Annotated in this window: 19 protein-coding genes; 18 read left to right on the top strand and 1 reads right to left on the bottom strand. The window is 47.5% G+C overall.

Translation table 11 applies throughout. From position 1 onward, the window contains the following. Window positions 1-6: 6 nt before the first annotated feature. The 18 genes from DXA36_RS23915 to DXA36_RS33360 all read left to right on the top strand — a co-directional run bounded on the left by DXA36_RS23915 (window position 7) and on the right by DXA36_RS33360 (window position 17,462). A complete protein-coding gene (locus DXA36_RS23915) occupies window positions 7-1,152 on the top strand; it encodes a hypothetical protein (RefSeq protein WP_118681946.1) in 1,146 nt (381 codons plus the stop codon). Further along, window positions 1,145-2,578, top strand: a complete 1,434-nt coding sequence (locus DXA36_RS23910; protein ID WP_118681945.1) for a glycosyltransferase family 2 protein — start codon at window positions 1,145-1,147, stop codon at window positions 2,576-2,578. The genes DXA36_RS23915 and DXA36_RS23910 overlap by 8 nt, the downstream gene beginning before the upstream one ends. Then, window positions 2,578-4,473: an EAL domain-containing protein gene (locus DXA36_RS23905; RefSeq protein ID WP_118681944.1), complete on the top strand. Its 1,896-nt coding sequence runs from the start codon at window positions 2,578-2,580 to the stop codon at window positions 4,471-4,473. Before DXA36_RS23910 ends, DXA36_RS23905 begins: the two co-directional genes overlap by 1 nt. Before the next feature lie 93 nt (window positions 4,474-4,566). Next, window positions 4,567-5,016 (top strand): hypothetical protein, encoded by a 450-nt coding sequence (locus tag DXA36_RS23900; protein ID WP_147366642.1) that lies wholly within the window; start codon window positions 4,567-4,569, stop codon window positions 5,014-5,016. Window positions 5,017-5,186: 170 nt separating this feature from the next. Further along, window positions 5,187-5,606, top strand: coding sequence for a 30S ribosomal protein S12 (gene rpsL, locus DXA36_RS23895; protein ID WP_009256158.1), 420 nt, complete (start codon window positions 5,187-5,189; stop codon window positions 5,604-5,606). A gap of 186 nt (window positions 5,607-5,792) precedes the next feature. Beyond that, window positions 5,793-6,263, top strand: coding sequence for a 30S ribosomal protein S7 (rpsG, locus tag DXA36_RS23890; RefSeq protein WP_009256157.1), 471 nt, complete (start codon window positions 5,793-5,795; stop codon window positions 6,261-6,263). Between the two features lie 60 nt (window positions 6,264-6,323). Continuing rightward, window positions 6,324-8,441 (top strand): elongation factor G, encoded by a 2,118-nt coding sequence (gene fusA, locus DXA36_RS23885; RefSeq protein ID WP_118681942.1) that lies wholly within the window; start codon window positions 6,324-6,326, stop codon window positions 8,439-8,441. A gap of 96 nt (window positions 8,442-8,537) precedes the next feature. Next, complete coding sequence (gene tuf / locus DXA36_RS23880) at window positions 8,538-9,731, top strand: elongation factor Tu (protein WP_118681941.1); 1,194 nt, start codon at window positions 8,538-8,540, stop codon at window positions 9,729-9,731. 247 nt (window positions 9,732-9,978) lie between these two features. Continuing rightward, a complete protein-coding gene (locus tag DXA36_RS23875; RefSeq protein WP_118681940.1) occupies window positions 9,979-10,500 on the top strand; it encodes an RNA polymerase sigma factor in 522 nt (173 codons plus the stop codon). After that, window positions 10,497-11,267: a hypothetical protein gene (locus DXA36_RS23870; protein WP_118681939.1), complete on the top strand. Its 771-nt coding sequence runs from the start codon at window positions 10,497-10,499 to the stop codon at window positions 11,265-11,267. The genes DXA36_RS23875 and DXA36_RS23870 overlap by 4 nt, the downstream gene beginning before the upstream one ends. Beyond that, window positions 11,258-12,145 carry an ABC transporter ATP-binding protein gene (locus DXA36_RS23865; protein ID WP_118681938.1) on the top strand — a complete coding sequence of 296 codons (888 nt, stop codon included), beginning with the start codon at window positions 11,258-11,260 and terminating at the stop codon, window positions 12,143-12,145. The genes DXA36_RS23870 and DXA36_RS23865 overlap by 10 nt, the downstream gene beginning before the upstream one ends. Then, window positions 12,129-12,581, top strand: coding sequence for a hypothetical protein (locus DXA36_RS33640; RefSeq protein WP_243114729.1), 453 nt, complete (start codon window positions 12,129-12,131; stop codon window positions 12,579-12,581). The genes DXA36_RS23865 and DXA36_RS33640 overlap by 17 nt, the downstream gene beginning before the upstream one ends. A 48-nt stretch (window positions 12,582-12,629) precedes the next feature. Beyond that, entirely contained in the window at window positions 12,630-13,358 is a 729-nt protein-coding gene (locus DXA36_RS33635; RefSeq protein ID WP_243114728.1) for a hypothetical protein, read from the top strand. A 157-nt stretch (window positions 13,359-13,515) separates the two neighbouring features. Further along, a complete protein-coding gene (locus DXA36_RS23855) occupies window positions 13,516-14,688 on the top strand; it encodes a DUF3048 domain-containing protein (RefSeq protein WP_118681937.1) in 1,173 nt (390 codons plus the stop codon). 222 nt (window positions 14,689-14,910) lie between these two features. Next, entirely contained in the window at window positions 14,911-15,579 is a 669-nt protein-coding gene (gene hypB, locus DXA36_RS23850; protein ID WP_118681988.1) for a hydrogenase nickel incorporation protein HypB, read from the top strand. A gap of 6 nt (window positions 15,580-15,585) precedes the next feature. Further along, on the top strand, window positions 15,586-15,927 hold the full coding sequence (locus tag DXA36_RS23845; RefSeq protein WP_118681936.1) for a hydrogenase maturation nickel metallochaperone HypA: 342 nt from the start codon (window positions 15,586-15,588) through the stop codon (window positions 15,925-15,927). Beyond that, window positions 15,918-16,376, top strand: a complete 459-nt coding sequence (locus DXA36_RS23840) for a DUF2752 domain-containing protein (protein ID WP_118681935.1) — start codon at window positions 15,918-15,920, stop codon at window positions 16,374-16,376. The genes DXA36_RS23845 and DXA36_RS23840 overlap by 10 nt, the downstream gene beginning before the upstream one ends. A 147-nt stretch (window positions 16,377-16,523) precedes the next feature. Then, window positions 16,524-17,462: a hypothetical protein gene (locus tag DXA36_RS33360; RefSeq protein WP_207666376.1), complete on the top strand. Its 939-nt coding sequence runs from the start codon at window positions 16,524-16,526 to the stop codon at window positions 17,460-17,462. On the opposite strand, the gene DXA36_RS23830 is transcribed toward DXA36_RS33360, so the two are convergent. After that, on the bottom strand, window positions 17,459-18,328 hold the full coding sequence (locus tag DXA36_RS23830) for a class I SAM-dependent methyltransferase (protein WP_118681934.1): 870 nt from the start codon (window positions 18,326-18,328) through the stop codon (window positions 17,459-17,461). The two genes, DXA36_RS33360 and DXA36_RS23830, sit on opposite strands and share 4 nt — an antisense overlap. Between the last annotated feature and the right edge of the window lie 307 nt (window positions 18,329-18,635).

Here is an 18,635-nt window from a genome sequence, read left to right as displayed (position 1 = left end):
AAGCATATGCATGTGCTTTCATTTAAGCCAGAGGTCATTCTTTATATCTATATGGCAAGCTGTATTTCCGTATTGATTTTCAATATTCTATATATTTTTGCTGACAGGCACAATGGGAAAAAATTTATCAGAAGAAGCTTGTCATATGTGGATAAAATAACGGAACAGATAGGACTGCTGAAGGAAGAAAAGGAACCGGATGCCGCACATTTCCGGAGAATGGGCAGAGATTTGAGAAAGGTGGAAAATCTGTCGGCTTTCGAGGATTCTGTGCTGGAGGTGAAGAAGCGGGAGCCGGAGGCATATGCGGCAAGGTATCTGCAGCATATGCGTGGTGTTTTTTTGGAACTGACGGAAGTTTACCGGAAACGGGATATGATAGAACAGGCATATTTTGCTTACCTGGTGGGGATTTTGGGAATAGACTGCGGGAGAAAGAGCTTTGATGGCCTGATGGATTTTCTCATGGAAATGGTCATCAGCAAGGATGTAAGTGTACGGGAGAATGCGTTGAGGGCTTTTTATTCCATCGGTAACACGGAAGCAGTTCTTGCCGCATGGAGAAAGCTGGATGATAATGAGCGATATCATAGCAGGAAGCTGCTGGCAGACGGCCTTTTAAGCTTTTGCGGAGATAAAAGGGAACTTGCGGGATTGCTTTTTGGGCACCGGAAGGAGTTTGCGACGGCGCTTGTACTTCCGGTTATGCAGTTTATCCGTTTTTTTACAGGAGAATTCCAGTCTGCGTTTCTTACGCTTCTGGATGGGGCGAATGAGGATAAGGAAATACAGCTGGAAGCGATCCGTTATTTCCGGAGGTATCCATATGAACCGGTAAGGGAGATCCTTCAGAATTATGTACGTTATCAGGAATATGTGGATTGGGAATTTGCTGCCATGGCGGCATCTGCCCTTTCCTCCTATCCCGGAGAGGACACGGTAATCTGCCTGAAAGAGGGGCTGCGTGCATCAAACTGGTATGTGCGTCTTAATTGTGCCGAAGCACTTATTGCAGGGCTTGGACTGTCGAAGCCGCAGCTCTTTGATATCTATAACGGCAGAGATCGCTATGCCAGGGAAATTTTGAATTACGTTCTGGAAAAGGATGAAATCCGGCAGAAGGACAGGGAAGAGGGGATACGATATGTTTGATGCAGTTAAGCTTTTTTACAGCTGTGTTGGTGTCATGTTTGTAATTTATCTGCTCGGTTATTCCACTTTTCTTATGCTTTCGGTCATATATGGTTCCCTGGATTTATATAAAGAAAAGAAAAAGAAGAAATACCATAATGAAATATCCCATGATTATTACGTGCCGGTTACGATAGTAGTGCCTGCATATAATGAAGAAATTACGGTGGCAGATACCGTGAAATCTCTTCTGATGATGGACTATAAGCTGTATGAAATTGTTGTGGTTGACGATGGTTCCAAGGATAACACCACACAGGTCCTGCTTGATGCCTTTCCGCTGAGAGAAGTGAATCGGCCGATCAACTGCCAGATTCCCGCAAAAAAAGTAAGCAGTGTTTATGAAGCTGTGGTGAACGGAATAGAACTCACGCTTGTGCGGAAAGAGAATGGAGGAAAAGCCGATGCCCTCAATGTAGGAATTAATGCGTCCAGATACCCTTATTTCATCTGTATGGACGCAGACAGTGTCCTGCAAAGGGATTCTTTAAAGGAAATTGTAAAGCCTGTTCTTCAGGACGATACCATTATAGCGGTGGGGGGACTTGTCCGTATCTCAAACTGTGCCGTGCTCAAACAGGGAGAGCTTGTGGATTACCATATGCCCTGGAGTCCAATTGTGGGGATGCAGATTCTGGAGTACGATCGATCCTTTATGGCCTCCCGGGTATTTATGGATAAATTCAATGGAAACCTGATTATATCAGGAGCATTCGGGTTATTCCGCAAGGATATGGTAACGGCTGTAAAAGGATATGATACGGGCACCATGGGTGAGGATATGGAACTGGTAGTCAAGCTGCATTCTTTCTGCCGTATTAACAAAATTCCTTATAGTATCCGTTATGTTCCTGATGCAATTTGCTGGAGCCAGTGCCCGTCTACCATACGGGATTTGAAAAAACAGCGGCGGCGGTGGTATCTTGGATTGTTCCAGTGTCTGAAAAAACACCGGAACATGTTTTTCTCCCCGGAATATGGAGTGGTTGGCTATGTATCTTATTTCTATTATTTTGTATATGAGCTGTTATCCCCGTTTATCGAGTTATTCGGACTTGTGACCATCATCCTGGCATATGCGGTAAATCTGATTAATGTACCTTTTATGATCCTGTTTTTTCTCATATATGCCCTTTACGGTGCGGTACTGACTATTACGGCTTTTTTTGCCAGGATATATACACAGAATATCCGGTTGTCTTTTATGGATGTGCTTAAGTCTATATACCTGTGTATCGCAGAAAGCGTGTTTTTCCGTTTCATACAGGCTTTTACGAGAATGACAGCATTTATCGGATATCGGAAAAAGAAAAATGTGTGGGGGCAGATACAGCGCCATAAAATACAGCTGAACCAGACGGCAGAACAGAAAGTGGAAGAGAAATAATGAGGGGAAAACGTAAAAAAGATAATATCAGGAAGGGGATTGCTGCCGCTGCTGTATTTGCAGCTGTATGGCTGCTTATGCCCTTTCAGACGGTATGGGGAAGAGACGAAGAAATCTATGTGGGAGGAATGCCGGATTCCTGGCCCTTTGAGTTCTATGATACCCAAAAAGACGCCTATCAGGGTATTCTGCCCGACTTATTGGAGGCCGCCGCCGAACAGGCAGCTATGGAAATCAGGTATGTGGAAGGCTCCGGAGACGATAACCGGCTGGAACTGGCGGAAAAGAAGCAGGTGGATGCGATCTGGACCCTGGGGCTTACTGATGAGGAACTGGAAGCAGCTGGATTACGTAAGGGAGAGACCATAATCTCGTACCAGAATGGAGAAGATATAACCAGCATCTGCCTTGCTTATACCGAAAGTATGCGAAAGACGGCAGAAGAAGCATTGGAAACTGCGTTGCGCAAGGTGAATGAGGAACAAACGGAAAGCCTGCTGGTGCAGTATGCAGAGGAGGCTTATCAGGGCGAAGATGGCCCCGCCGTTATCGCCTGGATCTCCATCCTGCTTTTATTGCTTTCCATTTTGCTATTGGTATGGTATCTCATAAAAAAACGCAGACAGGTGGTAAAGCTTGCTTTTCAGGATGAACTGACAGGCGGGGATAATTTCACGGCCTGGAAAAAGAAATTTGAAGAATGTATTACGGATGGCAACAGAGAACATTATGCCATCCTGTTTCTGGATGCCGGGCTTGACACGATCAGCCATATTTATGGCTATCCGGAATCTGAAAAGGTGCTTCAGCTTATCCGTGACATTTGCGTCCCCATGCTGGAGGACGGGGCCGAGGCCATGACGAGATTCAATCAATTTTACTATGTGTTTTTCTTGCGGTATACAAGTGTTGACAGCATAAAAAAAAGAGTCAGGGATATTTACGAGGCTATAACGGAAGCTATGAAGAGCCGGCAGAAGCGGTATTTTCTGGAACCGCATACAGGGATATACCGTATGTCCGGTCTGGAAACAGAGCCTTTAAAGACCATTCAGAGGGCCGAAATAGCAGCGGAGTTTTCCCGCAACCATTATATGGAGTACGCTGTGTATGATGAAATGGTGGAAAAAGAAACCGTTACAGGCTATGCCATGGAACATGAGGCGATTCATGGTTTGATGCATCAGGAATTTATCATGTATCTGCAGCCGGTAGTTGAGATGCGCACCGGAAAGATTATGGGAGCGGAAGCGCTCGTGCGGTGGCAGAATCCGGGGAGAGGGCTGCTGCAGCCCGGGGATTTTCTGGATGTGATTAAGAGAAAGCAACTGACGGGAAAAATGAATATGGATATCTTCCGGCAGGGCTGCCGTTTCCTGAAAATGGAAGCGGACCAGGGCCGGCGTCTGCAGCTTCTGTTCAACTTTACCATAGAGAATGTTGGAGATGAACAGTTCTCCCGGGAACTGGATGCAACGGCGTCCCAATATGGGATTGACCGGGATCAGATTGTTGTTCAGCTGAATCAGCTGGTTGAGATGAGCCGTTCCCATATTTTTATGGAGACGATTAAAACGCTGCGCCGGTTCGGATTCCATATTTGTCTTGCGGGGCTTGAACTGGACAGCGTTTTTTTTGAATATCTGGAGTGCGGAGTGGACAGTATAAAGCTTCGCCATGATCTTATACGCCATGTTAATAAGCCGGAGGGACAAAAGGTCATACAAAGCGTTATGGATTTCTGCGGGGAGCTGGGACTGAAGGTGATATGTATGGGAGTGGAAAACAGAGAGCAGGCAGAGTATCTTAAAAGTATCGGCTGCAATTATGCCACGGGCTTCTATTATTATTATCCGGTTAGCCAGGATGCATTTGACGAATTGGAAAATGTATGAGGAAATCAGAATGTATGGACGTTAGCTGTGCAATCCCCTGAAGATGTGGTAAAATGGAAAATGGAAAACGTTATCTGTACGAGGGAAGCAAAAATGGTGAACAGCGATACAACTTTACGGGAAACAGGAACCGGCAGGGAAGAAATAGATAATCTCATGTACGAGATAGAATCCGCCAAACGGCAGATAACATCTCTCCAGGAGATCCTGTCGGCAAAAAATAAAGAGCTGGCAGCTATTCAGGCCCAGTCAATCGAGCGGGAGGTCCTTTTGAAACGGGCGTCGGTCTGTATCGGGGAGGCTATAAATCTGTGCAGGCAGCAGGCGGCCCATACCAGGGAAGCCCATAAATTCCTGAAAGGCTACGAGGAAGAATGGGAGACGCTGGAGAGAAGGATGAGAAAGGTGCAGGAAGAGATGCCGGAGGTGCCGGTATCGGGATTTGTGACCGGCCAGGGGGAAGGCTGTGTGGACAAAGTAAGGGGGAAGGTGGAGAGCTCTGTGAAGGAAGCGGAGGAGCATCTGAAGCGCCTTTTTACATAAGAAGAAGGAAAACACAGCTGTCTGCCATTATTTTACACTTATTTTAAAGAAAATGTATTGACAAATGCATCCACAAGCACGTATACTATTCTAGCGTGCATTTGGGTGCATTTTTTTCTTATGCATGCGTTTAACGACACATTAACCTATACCGCAGGAGGTGAAAAAGAATGCCAACATTTAACCAGTTAGTCAGAAAAGGACGTCAGACATCGGTAAAGAAGTCTACCGCACCGGCTCTCCAGAAAGGGTACAACTCCCTTCACAAGAAAGCTACGGATGCTTCCGCTCCTCAGAAGAGAGGTGTCTGCACCGCTGTTAAAACAGCTACTCCTAAGAAACCTAACTCAGCTCTTAGAAAGATCGCCAGAGTTCGTCTTTCCAACGGAATCGAAGTTACAAGCTACATTCCCGGAGAAGGACACAATCTGCAGGAACACAGCGTTGTTCTGATCAGAGGCGGCCGTGTTAAGGACCTTCCCGGTACCAGATACCACATCATCAGAGGTACACTGGATACCGCAGGCGTTGCGAACAGACGTCAGGCCCGTTCCAAATACGGTGCTAAGAGACCTAAGGCAGGAAAATAATTTCTTATTTTCCATGTACCACAGAGCGAACTAATTCAGTGTTGGGATTCTGATTTTCACTTTTTAAGCGAACAGATAGACCGCACGAACACATTGGGTGTAATACACATTAAGTGTATTGTTAGTATCAGACACATGTGAGTACCGATGATTTAATTGCAGATTATAATTAAGGAGGGAAGAACCGTGCCACGTAAAGGACATATTCAGAAAAGAGACGTACTGGCAGACCCCTTATACAACGACAAGGTAGTCACCAAGCTTATCAACAACATTATGCTGGATGGTAAGAAGGGTGTTGCACAGAAAATTGTATATGGTGCGTTTGGCAGAGTTGAAGAAAAGGCTGGAAAGCCGGCTCTTGAAGTTTTCGAGGAAGCGATGAACAATATCATGCCTGTTCTCGAAGTAAAGGCAAGACGTATCGGTGGTGCCACCTATCAGGTGCCGATCGAAGTAAGGACTGACAGACGTCAGGCGCTTGGCTTGAGATGGCTTGTAACCTTCTCCCGCAAGAGAGGCGAGAAGACCATGGAAGAAAGACTGGCAAACGAAATTCTTGACGCAGCTAATAACACCGGCTCCGCAGTTAAGAGAAAAGAAGATATGCACAAAATGGCAGAAGCCAACAAGGCGTTCTCTCACTACAGATTCTAATCCGGGTGAGAGCGTCCTTGCGGCTTAGGCCCGGGATACAAAATTAAGGAGGAAAAACCTTTGGCTGGAAGAGAATATCCACTAGAGAGAACCAGAAACATTGGTATTATGGCTCACATCGATGCAGGTAAGACTACTCTGACAGAGCGTATTCTGTACTACACCGGTGTTAACTATAAGATCGGGGATACTCACGAAGGTACTGCTACCATGGACTGGATGGAGCAGGAACAGGAAAGAGGTATCACCATCACATCAGCTGCTACCACATGCCACTGGACCAAGCATTTCGAATGTAAGGTTGATCCCAATGAGCCTGAGTACCGTATCAATATTATCGATACTCCCGGCCACGTTGACTTCACAGTGGAAGTAGAGCGTTCTCTGCGTGTACTGGATGGCGCTGTCGGCGTATTCTGTGCAAAAGGCGGCGTTGAGCCTCAGTCAGAAAACGTGTGGCGTCAGGCAGACACCTACAACGTACCCAGAATGGCCTTCATTAACAAGATGGACATCCTTGGTGCAAACTTTTACGGCGCCGTAGATCAGATCAGGACCAGACTTGGCAAGAACGCCATCATCCTGCAGCTGCCTATCGGCAAGGAAGATGAATTCAAAGGAATCATCGACCTGTTTGAAATGAAAGCCTACATCTTTAATGATGATAAGGGTGAAGATATTACGGTAACAGAAGATCTTGGGGATATGAAGGATGATGCGGAACTGTATCGTGCGGAACTCATCGAGAAAATCTGTGAACTTGATGAAGAATTGATGATGATGTATCTGGAAGAGGAAGAACCCTCTGTTGAGCAGCTGAAAGCAGTTCTGAGAAAAGCGACATGTGAATGTACCGCTGTTCCGGTTTGCTGCGGTTCTGCGTACAGGAATAAGGGTGTTCAGAAGCTTCTGGATGCGGTGCTTGAATTCATGCCTTCTCCTACGGACATCCCTTCTATTAAGGGTATGGACCTGGATGGAAATGAAGTGGAAAGACATTCCTCCGATGAGGAACCCTTCTCCGCTCTGGCGTTCAAGATTATGGCTGACCCGTTTGTTGGAAAGCTTGCATTCTTCCGTGTGTACTCAGGAACAATGAATTCCGGTTCCTACGTGCTGAATGCGACCAAAGATAAAAAGGAACGTGTTGGACGTATCCTGCAGATGCATGCAAACAAGAGGCAGGAGCTGGATAAGGTTTATTCCGGCGATATCGCTGCAGCAGTTGGATTTAAGTTCACCACAACAGGTGACACCATCTGTGATGACCAGCATCCGGTAATTCTGGAATCCATGGAATTCCCTGAACCGGTTATCGAGCTGGCTATCGAGCCTAAAACCAAGGCTGGACAGGGCAAGCTGGGCGAGGCGCTTTCCAAACTGGCAGAAGAAGATCCTACTTTCCGTGCCCATACGGATCAGGAAACCGGCCAGACAATCATTGCAGGTATGGGTGAGCTTCATCTGGAAATCATCGTTGACAGACTTCTTCGTGAATTCAAAGTGGAAGCCAACGTTGGTGCCCCTCAGGTTGCTTATAAGGAAACCTTCACCAAGCCTGTTGATGTGGACAGCAAGTACGCAAAACAGTCCGGTGGACGTGGACAGTATGGACACTGTAAGGTTAAGTTCGAGCCTATGGATCCCAACGGTGAAGAGACATTCAAATTCGATACTGCAGTTGTGGGCGGTTCTATTCCCAAGGAATATATCCCTGCTGTCGGCGAAGGTATTGAAGAAGCTTCCAAGGCCGGTATCCTCGGCGGATTCCCTGTATTGGGTGTTCACGCTACGGTATACGACGGATCTTACCATGAAGTCGACTCTTCCGAAATGGCATTCCACATTGCCGGATCCCTGGCATTCAAAGATGCCATGTCTAAGGCTAACCCGGTACTGATTGAGCCTATCATGAAGGTAGAGGTTACTATGCCGGAAGATTATATGGGTGATGTTATCGGTGATATCAACTCCCGCCGCGGACGTATCGAAGGTATGGATGACATCGGCGGAGGCAAGCTGGTAAGGGCATATGTTCCGCTTGCTGAGATGTTCGGTTATTCCACCGACCTGCGTTCCAAGACACAGGGCCGCGGTAACTATTCCATGTTCTTTGAAAAATATGAGCAGGTACCGAAGAACGTACAGGAGAAAGTACTGGCAGCAAAGGCGAAATAAAGCTTGAAAATATCGGCAGTATCTAATATAATCAGAAGTAGCCGATTAGAAAAAGAAACAATTTATATCTATTGATTTTAAGGAGGATTATCAAAAATGGCTAAAGCTAAATTTGAAAGAAACAAGCCGCATTGTAACATTGGTACCATCGGCCACGTTGACCATGGTAAAACTACTCTGACAGCAGCTATTACCAAGACTCTGAATACAAGACTTGGAACCGGTGAAGCTGTAGCTTTCGATATGATCGACAAGGCTCCGGAAGAAAGAGAACGTGGTATCACCATTTCCACAGCTCACGTTGAGTATGAAACAGAGAACAGACATTACGCACACGTTGACTGCCCCGGCCATGCTGACTATGTAAAGAACATGATCACTGGTGCAGCTCAGATGGATGGTGCTATCCTGGTTGTTGCAGCTACCGATGGTGTTATGGCTCAGACCAAAGAACACATCCTGCTGTCCCGTCAGGTAGGCGTTCCTTATATCGTAGTATTCATGAACAAATGTGACATGGTAGACGATCCGGAACTGCTTGAGCTGGTTGAAATGGAAATCAGAGACCTGCTGAACGAGTATGAATTCCCCGGAGATGACACTCCGATTATCCAGGGTTCCGCTCTGAAAGCTCTGGAAGATCCTCAGAGCGAATGGGGCAACAAGATCCTTGAGCTGATGGCTGCTGTTGATGAGTATATTCCTGATCCTCAGCGTGACACAGACAAGCCTTTCCTGATGCCTGTAGAAGACGTATTCACCATCACAGGCCGTGGTACTGTTGCTACCGGTAGAGTAGAGCGTGGTACCCTTCACCTGAATGAAGAAGTTGAAATCGTTGGTATCAAAGAAGAGACCAAGAAAACGGTTGTTACCGGTATCGAAATGTTCCGTAAGATGCTGGATGAAGCGCAGGCTGGTGATAACATCGGTGCTCTGCTTCGTGGTGTTCAGAGAACTGAAATCGAAAGAGGACAGGTTCTTGCAAAACCCGGCAGCGTTAAATGCCACAAGAAATTTACCGCTCAGGTTTACGTTCTGACCAAAGATGAAGGTGGACGTCATACTCCTTTCTTCAACAACTACAGACCTCAGTTCTACTTCAGAACAACTGACGTAACTGGTGTATGTGACCTTCCTGAAGGTGTAGAAATGTGTATGCCTGGTGATAACGTAGAGATGACCATCGAACTGATTCATCCTATCGCTATGGAGCAGGGTCTTACTTTCGCTATCCGTGAAGGCGGACGTACAGTAGGATCAGGCCGTGTTGCCACAATTATTGAGTAATCAGTAATAACCAGATATTATGAGGCTCTCCGAGAAATCGGAGAGCCATTTTATTTGTTTAACCTCTTCTGCCCGTCCTTTGCCTTTCAATCCGCAGTCCCTGAGCAATGGGGCTGTTTTTTGTTTTATAAATAAAACGGGAAAAAACTATCTTTTTCTCTTCCCCAATCGTTATACTTAGTAGATATACTACCTTCCGGCAGCCCGTCAGGCATCCGACCCCGGATAAAATCGAAAGGAGAGGCCCATGGATAAGGACTTTCTTCTGATCAATAAAATGAAGAACGGTGATGAAGCAGCTATGGAAAGCTTCGTACGCAGGTATTATCCGCAGATACTGCGTTATTGTCATTACCATATAGCTGATAAAAGCTTTGCAGAAGATATGGCGCAGGAGACTTTTGAAAAATTTTTTGCGGCCCTTCCTGTCTATCGGCATCGTGGAAAGGCACTGAATTATCTGTATACCATTGCCGGAAACCTTTGCAGGGATTTGTATAAAAAAAGGGCGGACATCCCTTTAAGGGAAGTGCCGGACGCAGGAAATTACCAGATGGATCCTGTCAATACCAGGCTGGATATGGAAAAGGCTCTTGCGGGGCTGTCTCAGGAGTCCAGGGATGTACTTATTTTGTATTTTTTTCAGGAACGGAAGCAGCGGGAAATCGCAGAGATTTTGAATATAGGGCTTCCGCTTGTAAAGTACAGGCTGAAGCAGGCAAAGCTGCAATTGGGCGGTCTTTTGGGAAAGGAGGATATGGCGGAATGACACGAGAAAAGAAAAAAATAGACGGATTGCTGAAAGAGTACATAGAAAAAATGGATATCCATCCGGAGGAGGAAAGACTGGAACAGACAATCCGCCTGGCGGAAAAGGCATTTTACCAAAGCAGCCGGGAGCAGCCGGCTGCTTATCTGGAATTTTTATTCCGGCAGGCAGCGTATATCCGTAAACGATGGTGGCTTTTCCAGTTTTTAACGCTATGTTTGTTATGGTGGATCCTGTATATGGCGGAGGGGAATTATTATGTGCAGAGGAGTATGGGAGTTCTGGCACCCGCTTTTGTTATTCTGGTTATTCCTGAATTGTGGAAAAACCGGAGCAGCGGCTCCATGGAGGTAGAGGGGGCGGCCTTTTATTCGCTGCGCCAGATTTATTCGGCAAGGCTGCTGCTTTTCGGAATGGTGGATGTTTTTTTCCTGAGCATATTTTTTGTTGCGGTTTCTGCTACGGTCAGGATGACAGCGTGGGAGATGCTGATCCAGTTTTTCCTGCCTTTTAATGTGACCTGCTGTATATGCTTCTCCGTTTTGTGCAGCAGAAGCTGCGGGACGGAATATATAGCGGTTGTTTTATCCCTGCTGTGGATTGCACTGTGGATTTTAATAGTGCTTGACGAAAAAATATACAGTGTCATAAGCAGGCCCGTATGGGGGCTTGTGCTGGTGGGAACCGTTTGTTACATGGCAGCTGCGGTGGAAAGGATACGCAGAAGCTGCGGGAATTATCAGGAGGGGAAGGCCTTATGGAATTGAAGATAGAAGGAGTTACCAGGGAGTTTGGCGGCTTTAAGGCGGTAGATCAGGTCAGCTGTCGTATGCATAACGGTGTTTATGGGCTTCTGGGAGTGAATGGTGCCGGAAAAACCACGCTTATGAGAATGCTGTGTACCCTGCTGAAGCCAACCGCAGGGAGAATAACCTGTGACGGGGAGGATATCTTTGTGATGGATAAAGAATACAGAAAACGGCTGGGTTATCTGCCTCAGGAGTTTGGTTTCTATCCGGATTTTACCGTGCAGGAATATCTGATGTATGTGGCATCTATTAAAGGACTGCGCCAGGTGTCAGCTAAAAAAAGGGTGACCGAATTGCTGCAGCGGGTAGGACTGTCAAAGGCGGCCCATAAAAAAATGAAAAAGCTGTCCGGCGGTATGAAGAGGAGAGCGGGAATCGCCCAGGCGATGCTGAACGACCCCGATATCCTGATTCTGGATGAGCCTACAGCCGGTCTGGATCCCAATGAAAGAATCCGGTTCCGGAATTTACTCAGCGGACTGTCCCAGGACAGGCTGGTCCTTCTTTCCACCCATATCGTTTCGGATGTCGAGTATATTGCCAATGAGATACTGCTGATGGGGGATGGCCGCATTGTCCTCTCCGGAAGCCCGGAAAAGATTGTGGCGTCCGTACCCGATAAGGTCTACAGCTGCAGAACCTCCCTAAGGGAAGCGCAGGACTGGGCAAAGGATTATAAGGTTGCAAATAGGAAGACAATTACCGGCGGTGTGGAACTGCGAATGTTATCCCGTGAAAAGCCCTGTCCGGATGCCAGGCAGGAAGAAATTACACTGGAAGATGTATTTTTATATTATTTTGGAGAAAAAGGCGGTGAGGATGATGGTTTATTATGAGCTTAAGAAAATTTTATCAAAAACAAGTAATAAAATAGCTGTCATATGCCTGGCTTGCCTTTTGTTCCTCGTTTGCTTCTTTGCCATATCCGGCGTAGATTATGTGAATGAAAATGGGGAGACGGAACATGGAATCGCGGCGGCAGAAAAGCTGCGGGAAAGGAAAAAGGAATGGACGGGACTGCTTACAGAGGAAAAAATCAGGCAGGTCATTGAAGCAAATACCGCTATAAACCAAACGGAGGAATCCCGTTCTGCGGATATCCGGAAAAATAATATTGCATATGGCTGGAAACAGGGGTTTTCTGATATCCGTATGCTTTTGGTATATAGTTATGGAGAATTCAGGGACTATGACTATTATCTGCCGGATTCCCTTGTGCCGGAGGATGCCCCTCTGTTTTACATGAACAGGACAAAGCACCTGAAGGACTAGCTGGATAAGGAAGGGAAAGAACAGTTTTCGGAGGAAGAAAAAGAATTTTTGGTGGAAAAATACGGGGAAATGGAAGTCCCTTTGTATTATGATTATGCCGACGGCTGGAAGCAGCTTTTTTTATATGCCCCCACGCTTCTCATGATTCTGGTTCTGATACTGGGTTTCCTTGCAGCTACCATTTTTTCGTGCGAGTATCAATATAAAGCCAATGCTGTTTTTTTCACAGCGTACCATGGAAGAGGAAAGGCGGTATCCGCCAAAATAAAGGCTGGTTTTTTACTGATAACGGCGATCTACTGGATTATGGTATTTCTCTACATGGGAATTGTCCTGGGGGTGCTGGGAACGGACGGGGCTGGCTGTTATATCCAGACCGGCAGCGGCGGCTGGAAAAGCTTCTGCAATATTACCTATTGGCAGGAAGGTGTGCTTGTGTTCGCAGGAGGATATGTGGGATGTGTGTTTATGCTGTTCCTCACCATGCTGGTATCCGCAGCATGTAAATCGGCTGTGGTTGCGGTAATGGTTCCGTTTATCCTGATTTTTATCCCTTCATTTTTCAGCGGAATCCGGTTTTCCCTTGTGAATAAAATAATCGGGCTGATGCCGGATCAGTTATTGCAGATGAATATGTCCGTGGTATACTTTAATCTCTACCATATAGCCGGAAAAATAGTGGGGGCGGCTGGAATCCTGCTTGTGGTTTATTCGGTGCTGACCATGCTGATATGGCCCCTTATATATCGTATTTACAGTAAGGCCCAGGTGAGGTAAGGCAGGCTGGTTACCATTCACAGCGCGTCTGAACTGTTACGGAAATTGTAGCCGGTCTGCAAAAATTCCTTTCTTTGACATGGACAAAAGGGAACTGCCTATTATATAATAGCTTCAGTTACTGAAATCAGGTTTTTAGTCGAAAAAAGGAAAACGAATGATGAAACGGAAAAAAACAGTATGGGCGCTTGCATCTATTATGGTTATGGCATTGGCGCTGACTTCCTGCGGCAAAAAGCAGGAAACGATGGTAGAAGAAACGACGGCAGCTTCCACGCAGGCACAGGAAACGGAAAGTGAAACAGAAACGGAGAGTGAGGAAGCGGGCCTTCAGATAATTGAAGAGCGTAAAGTGGTAGATGGTAAGATGCAGAGTTATCTCACCGGGGAATGGAAAAAGGAAGAGGTGGTTGTCAGAAGGCCTTTGGCGGTTATGATACCCAACAATGCCCAGGCAATGCCGCAGTATGCCATTTCTCAGGCAAGTATCATCTATGAAGCTCCTGTGGAAGGACGAATTACCCGTCTTATGGCTGTTTTTGAGGATTTTGATGATCTGGATCATATCGGTCCTGTAAGAAGCAGCCGGGATTATTATATTTATACAGCTATGGGCTATCAGGCGATTTACTGTAACTGGGGGCTGGCCATACCCTATGTGGAGGAACTGATTAACCGGGATACGGTGCAGAATATCAGTGCCGGCGTGGAAGGGATCCATAACCCTGCGGATGAAGCCTTCGGGCGGATTGCACGACCCGGTTATGCCAGGGAATTTACCGGCTATCTGTTCATTGACGGCGTGATGGAAGCCGCCGACCGCCTGGGTTACGAATGGGAATATGACGATGATTTTGTTCCCCAGTTTACCTTTGCTGCGGAGGGAAACAGGGCGGAATATGAGGATGCAAAGGACGCCGTTATAATCCGTCCCGGCGGAACCAAGAGCAATGCAGGCGGCTATGGCTCCTATAATCCATATTTTGAATATAACGAAGAGGATAACCTGTATTACCGCTTCCAGGACGGAAAGAAGCAGATAGACGAGATGAACAACGAACAGCTTGCCGTGTCTAATGTGGTGTTCCAGTATTGTCATGGTGAGGTGAGGGATGCGAAGGATTATCTGGCCTTCGGCGTCCATGGTGAAGGGGATGCCCTTGTTTTCACCAACGGTAAAGTGATAAAGGGTACCTGGTCCCGGATGGAAGGCGACGGGGTTCCGGCCAAGTTCTATGATGAAGAAGGAAACGAAATTATTTTCAACCAGGGCAAGACCTGGATCTGTAATATCTGGAAGGAATATTCCGAGTTTGTGGAATACGAATAAAGCAGGATTATACGCCGCCCGCCGGGCGGCGTTTGTTTTCCGCTCCGATTTTGGAAGTCTTTTCGTTACGGTTTACTCAGAACTGTGCATTTACTGCACAGTACGGAGTGAACCGTAACGTCTTTTCTTCAGGTTAAATTTTCGTGTCCGTTGACTTTGACAGGACAGAGTGTTACTTTTATATAAGCGGAAATCATGCATTTACAGGTAAAGGAGAAAGATATGAAGGAAATAAAGATACTGGAAATCAAAAAAAGTGTGTTTGAAGATAACGACAGGGAAGCGGAAGCGCTGCGGAAGGAATTAAAGGCACACAAAACCTTTCTGCTGAATCTGATGTCATCTCCCGGATCGGGGAAGACTACCACTCTGAAAAGGACCATTGCCTTATTAAAGGAGGAAATGAAAATCGGTATTATGGAAGCCGATATTGATTCGGATGTGGATGCCGCCGCCATATCAGAAACAGGGGTAAAGGTAATTCAGCTTCATACAGGCGGAATGTGCCATCTGGATGCGGGGATGACAAAACAGGGTCTGGATGCGCTGGAGACGGAAGGAATCGATCTGGCGGTTCTGGAAAATGTGGGAAATCTGGTATGCCCGGCGGAATTTGACACCGGGGCTTCTAAAAATGCCATGATTCTGAGCGTACCCGAAGGGGATGACAAGCCTCTGAAATACCCCCTGATGTTTTCCGTATCGGATGTGCTTTTGATCAATAAAACGGATGTCCTTCCATATTTTGAATTCGATATGGAAGCCTGTATGGAAAGAGCCAGAAAAATCAACCCGGATATAAAGATTATCCCTGTCTGTGCCAAAACCGGAGAGGGAATGGAAGAATGGGCCGGCTGGCTCAGAGAGCAGGTACGGGAATGGAAGGAGTAAAACGCCTTGCATGAACTGGGAATTTTGATGGAAATCGTGAAAACCGTTGAGAAGTTTGCCGTGGAAAACCAGGTGGATACCATAGAAACACTGGTTTTGCAGATTGGGGAGATTTCATCCGTAATACCGGAATATATGAAAAAGGTATATTCTGCCGCAGTGGAAGGAAGTATGCTGGAGCATACGGATCTGGAAATTGAAATCCTTCCTGCAAACGGCCGCTGCCTGGACTGCGGGACACAGTTCCATGCCACGGTATGCGGCGGGGTCTGCCCGTCCTGCGGCAGCCGGAATATGAAGATCATAAGCGGCAGGGATTTTTTTATTAAGGAGATTGTATGCATCTGATTCTGCACCGGATAGGGAAGGATATAAAACAGTATAAGTGGGCGGCGGCAGCATTCCTGGTCTATTATCTGGTGGTGCGCACGGTTTTCCATGCTTTTTGCCCCTTGCTTATTCTCACCGGATTTCCCTGCCCGGGCTGCGGGATTACGAGAGCCATCTTATGTATTTTGACAGGGCAGTTTGCCAGGGCGTGGCATCTGAATCCCTGTGCATTTTTGTGGGTTTTCTTTGCTCTTTGGTTTATTTACCGGCGCTATATAAGAGGCATGCCGGTGAAAGGAGCAGTGAAGGGGATGGCGGTGATCGCGGCGGTAATGATTGTGGTGTATTTGTTCCGGATGGCTTCGGAGTTTCCGGGATACCCGCCTATGACGTTTAAACGGGATAATATGCTGAACCGGTTATTCCCCTTTTATAATGACTTATTGCGGCGGCTGTTCGGCATATGATAGAATAACAGTAACTGTTCGGCAGGACATCGCCTTTTATGGGGTGACCGTAATCTTTATGTACATGGCGGTACAGGTACTGGACAGTGACAGAGGATAACAAAAAGATAGCAGCAGAAGGATCGAATGCGGTGACAGGAGGTTTGCATGAGCGACAGAGATTGGTTTGGTTCCATAGATGACACACAACAGCAGAACGGGGAGCCGGTGACGGAAGACGTGCACCAGGAGAGTGCGGCAGACGGGCAGCAGCAGGACGTTATCCGGCCGGATAGCGTATCGGGGACTGCGGATACGGAGGCGGCCGCGCCGGAAAGCGTGTCTGAGACTGCGGATACACACGCGGCAGAGTCCGATAAGGTACCGCAGGCTGAGGATTTTAGGGCTTCACAACCGGAAAATGCACAGATGGGAAACAGGCAGATGGGAGGGACACAGCCGGATCCGGGTGCAGCAAGGCAGCAGATGGGGGCGGATTACGGGAACGCCGCATATCCCGGCAGGAACTATCAGGGAAACGCATCCGCCGGCGGGAACACAGGAAATGGATACCAGGGAAACGGGTACCCGGATGCCAGGCAGGGATATGGGGCAGGAAACAGCGGGTACGGGAATTCCAATGCCTATGGACAGACCACGCCCTATCCCAACGGACAGAACGCTTATAACGGCCCGTATTACCAGGGAAATCAGGGCGCACAGGGAAATCCGTACGGCAATCCCAATACATACAGGGAACCTGTCCCGAACGGGAATCCGTATCCCGGTGGAAACAGCGGCCGGCAGATGAATACCCGGCCAGGTTTTCAGGGGTATTTTCCGGAAAGCCCTTACCAGGGAGCGCCCATCCGTCCGGAAGGCCCGGAAGAGCCAATGAAAATAGCAGAATGGATCGTAACGCTGCTGGTTTTATCTATTCCCTGTGTGGGGATAGTCATGCTGTTTGTCTGGGGCTTCAGCAGCACGGAAAACCGCAGCAAGGCTAATTTTTGTAAAGCAGCTTTGATTTGGTCCGCCATTGTGATGGTAATTGCTTTTGTATTTTATATGGTGGTATTGGCAGGTATTATATCAGGATTGAGTTAAATACTATCTTTGCTCCAGCGTCCGGATGCCCCGCAGGGAAGGACCAGACCGTTTTCGGCAACCGGAAGGCCGATTTCGCCGGCTTCCACATGTCCGCCAAGGACAGGCGTGATGGTCAGCTGCAGCATATATGACAGCACTGCGGGCTGCAGGCCCGTGGTGTAGGAATTAATCAGGAAAAAGCGGGCGTCTTTGGAGAGCAGCTGGCTGCACAGTTTGACAAAGGGAAAGATGCTTTCTTCTATTTTCCAGATTTCCCCCTTGGGGCCTCTTCCATAAGAAGGCGGATCCATAATAATGCCGTCATAGGTATTGCCCCGGCGGATTTCCCGTTCCACGAATTTTACACAGTCATCCACCAGCCAGCGTATCGGGGCGTCGGACAGGCCGGATGCGGCAGCATTCTCTTTTGCCCAGGAAACCATGCCCTTGGAGGCATCCACATGTGTGACGCTGGCTCCGGCTTTGGCGGCACTCAAAGTGGCGCCTCCGGTATAAGCGAACAGATTCAGTACCTTAAGAGGCCGTTGTGAATTACGAATGATGCCGGAGAACCAGTCCCAGTTCACTGCCTGTTCCGGAAAAAGCCCCGTGTGCTTGAAGCTGAAGGGTTTCAGCCGGAAGGTGAGCCCTTCGTAATGGATGCTCCATTCCTCCGGGAGATCAAAGAATTCCCACTCCCCTCCGCCCTTGCTGCTCCGATGGTAATGGCCGTTCCTCTTCTTCCAGCCCGGCGCCTTGCGGGGGCTGTCCCATATTACCTGGGGATCCGGCCGTACCAGGATATATTCTCCCCAGCGTTCCAGCTTCTCTCCGTTCCCGGTATCCAGTACTTCGTAATCTTTCCAGTTTTCCGCTTTCCACATATAATTGCTCCATTCTCTCTCTTGTTATAAAATGGTAACCATTCAGGCTTGTCTGAACCATTACGTGAATTAATTTATCTCCAGCGTGCCGGTACCGCGTCCGTATGAAAATCCGTTTCCGGCAGCCCGTTATTCTCATAATACTATACACGAACCGTTGCAGGAATGCAACTTGTTACGCTTCTGGCGGCACAAGGAGCCGTGAACAGTACCGCAAGCGTTTTTCGCAACACCTATTTGTACGGGTGTAGATAAAAAAGTATGGCGTCCCCCGGCCCTGCTTCCCTGTGCGGCCTGCTGCCCTGCA

It is taken from the genome of Eisenbergiella sp. OF01-20 (genome assembly GCF_003478085.1).
Taxonomy (GTDB): Bacteria; Bacillota; Clostridia; order Lachnospirales; family Lachnospiraceae; genus Eisenbergiella.
This window is presented reverse-complemented; position numbering and strand designations above follow the sequence as displayed.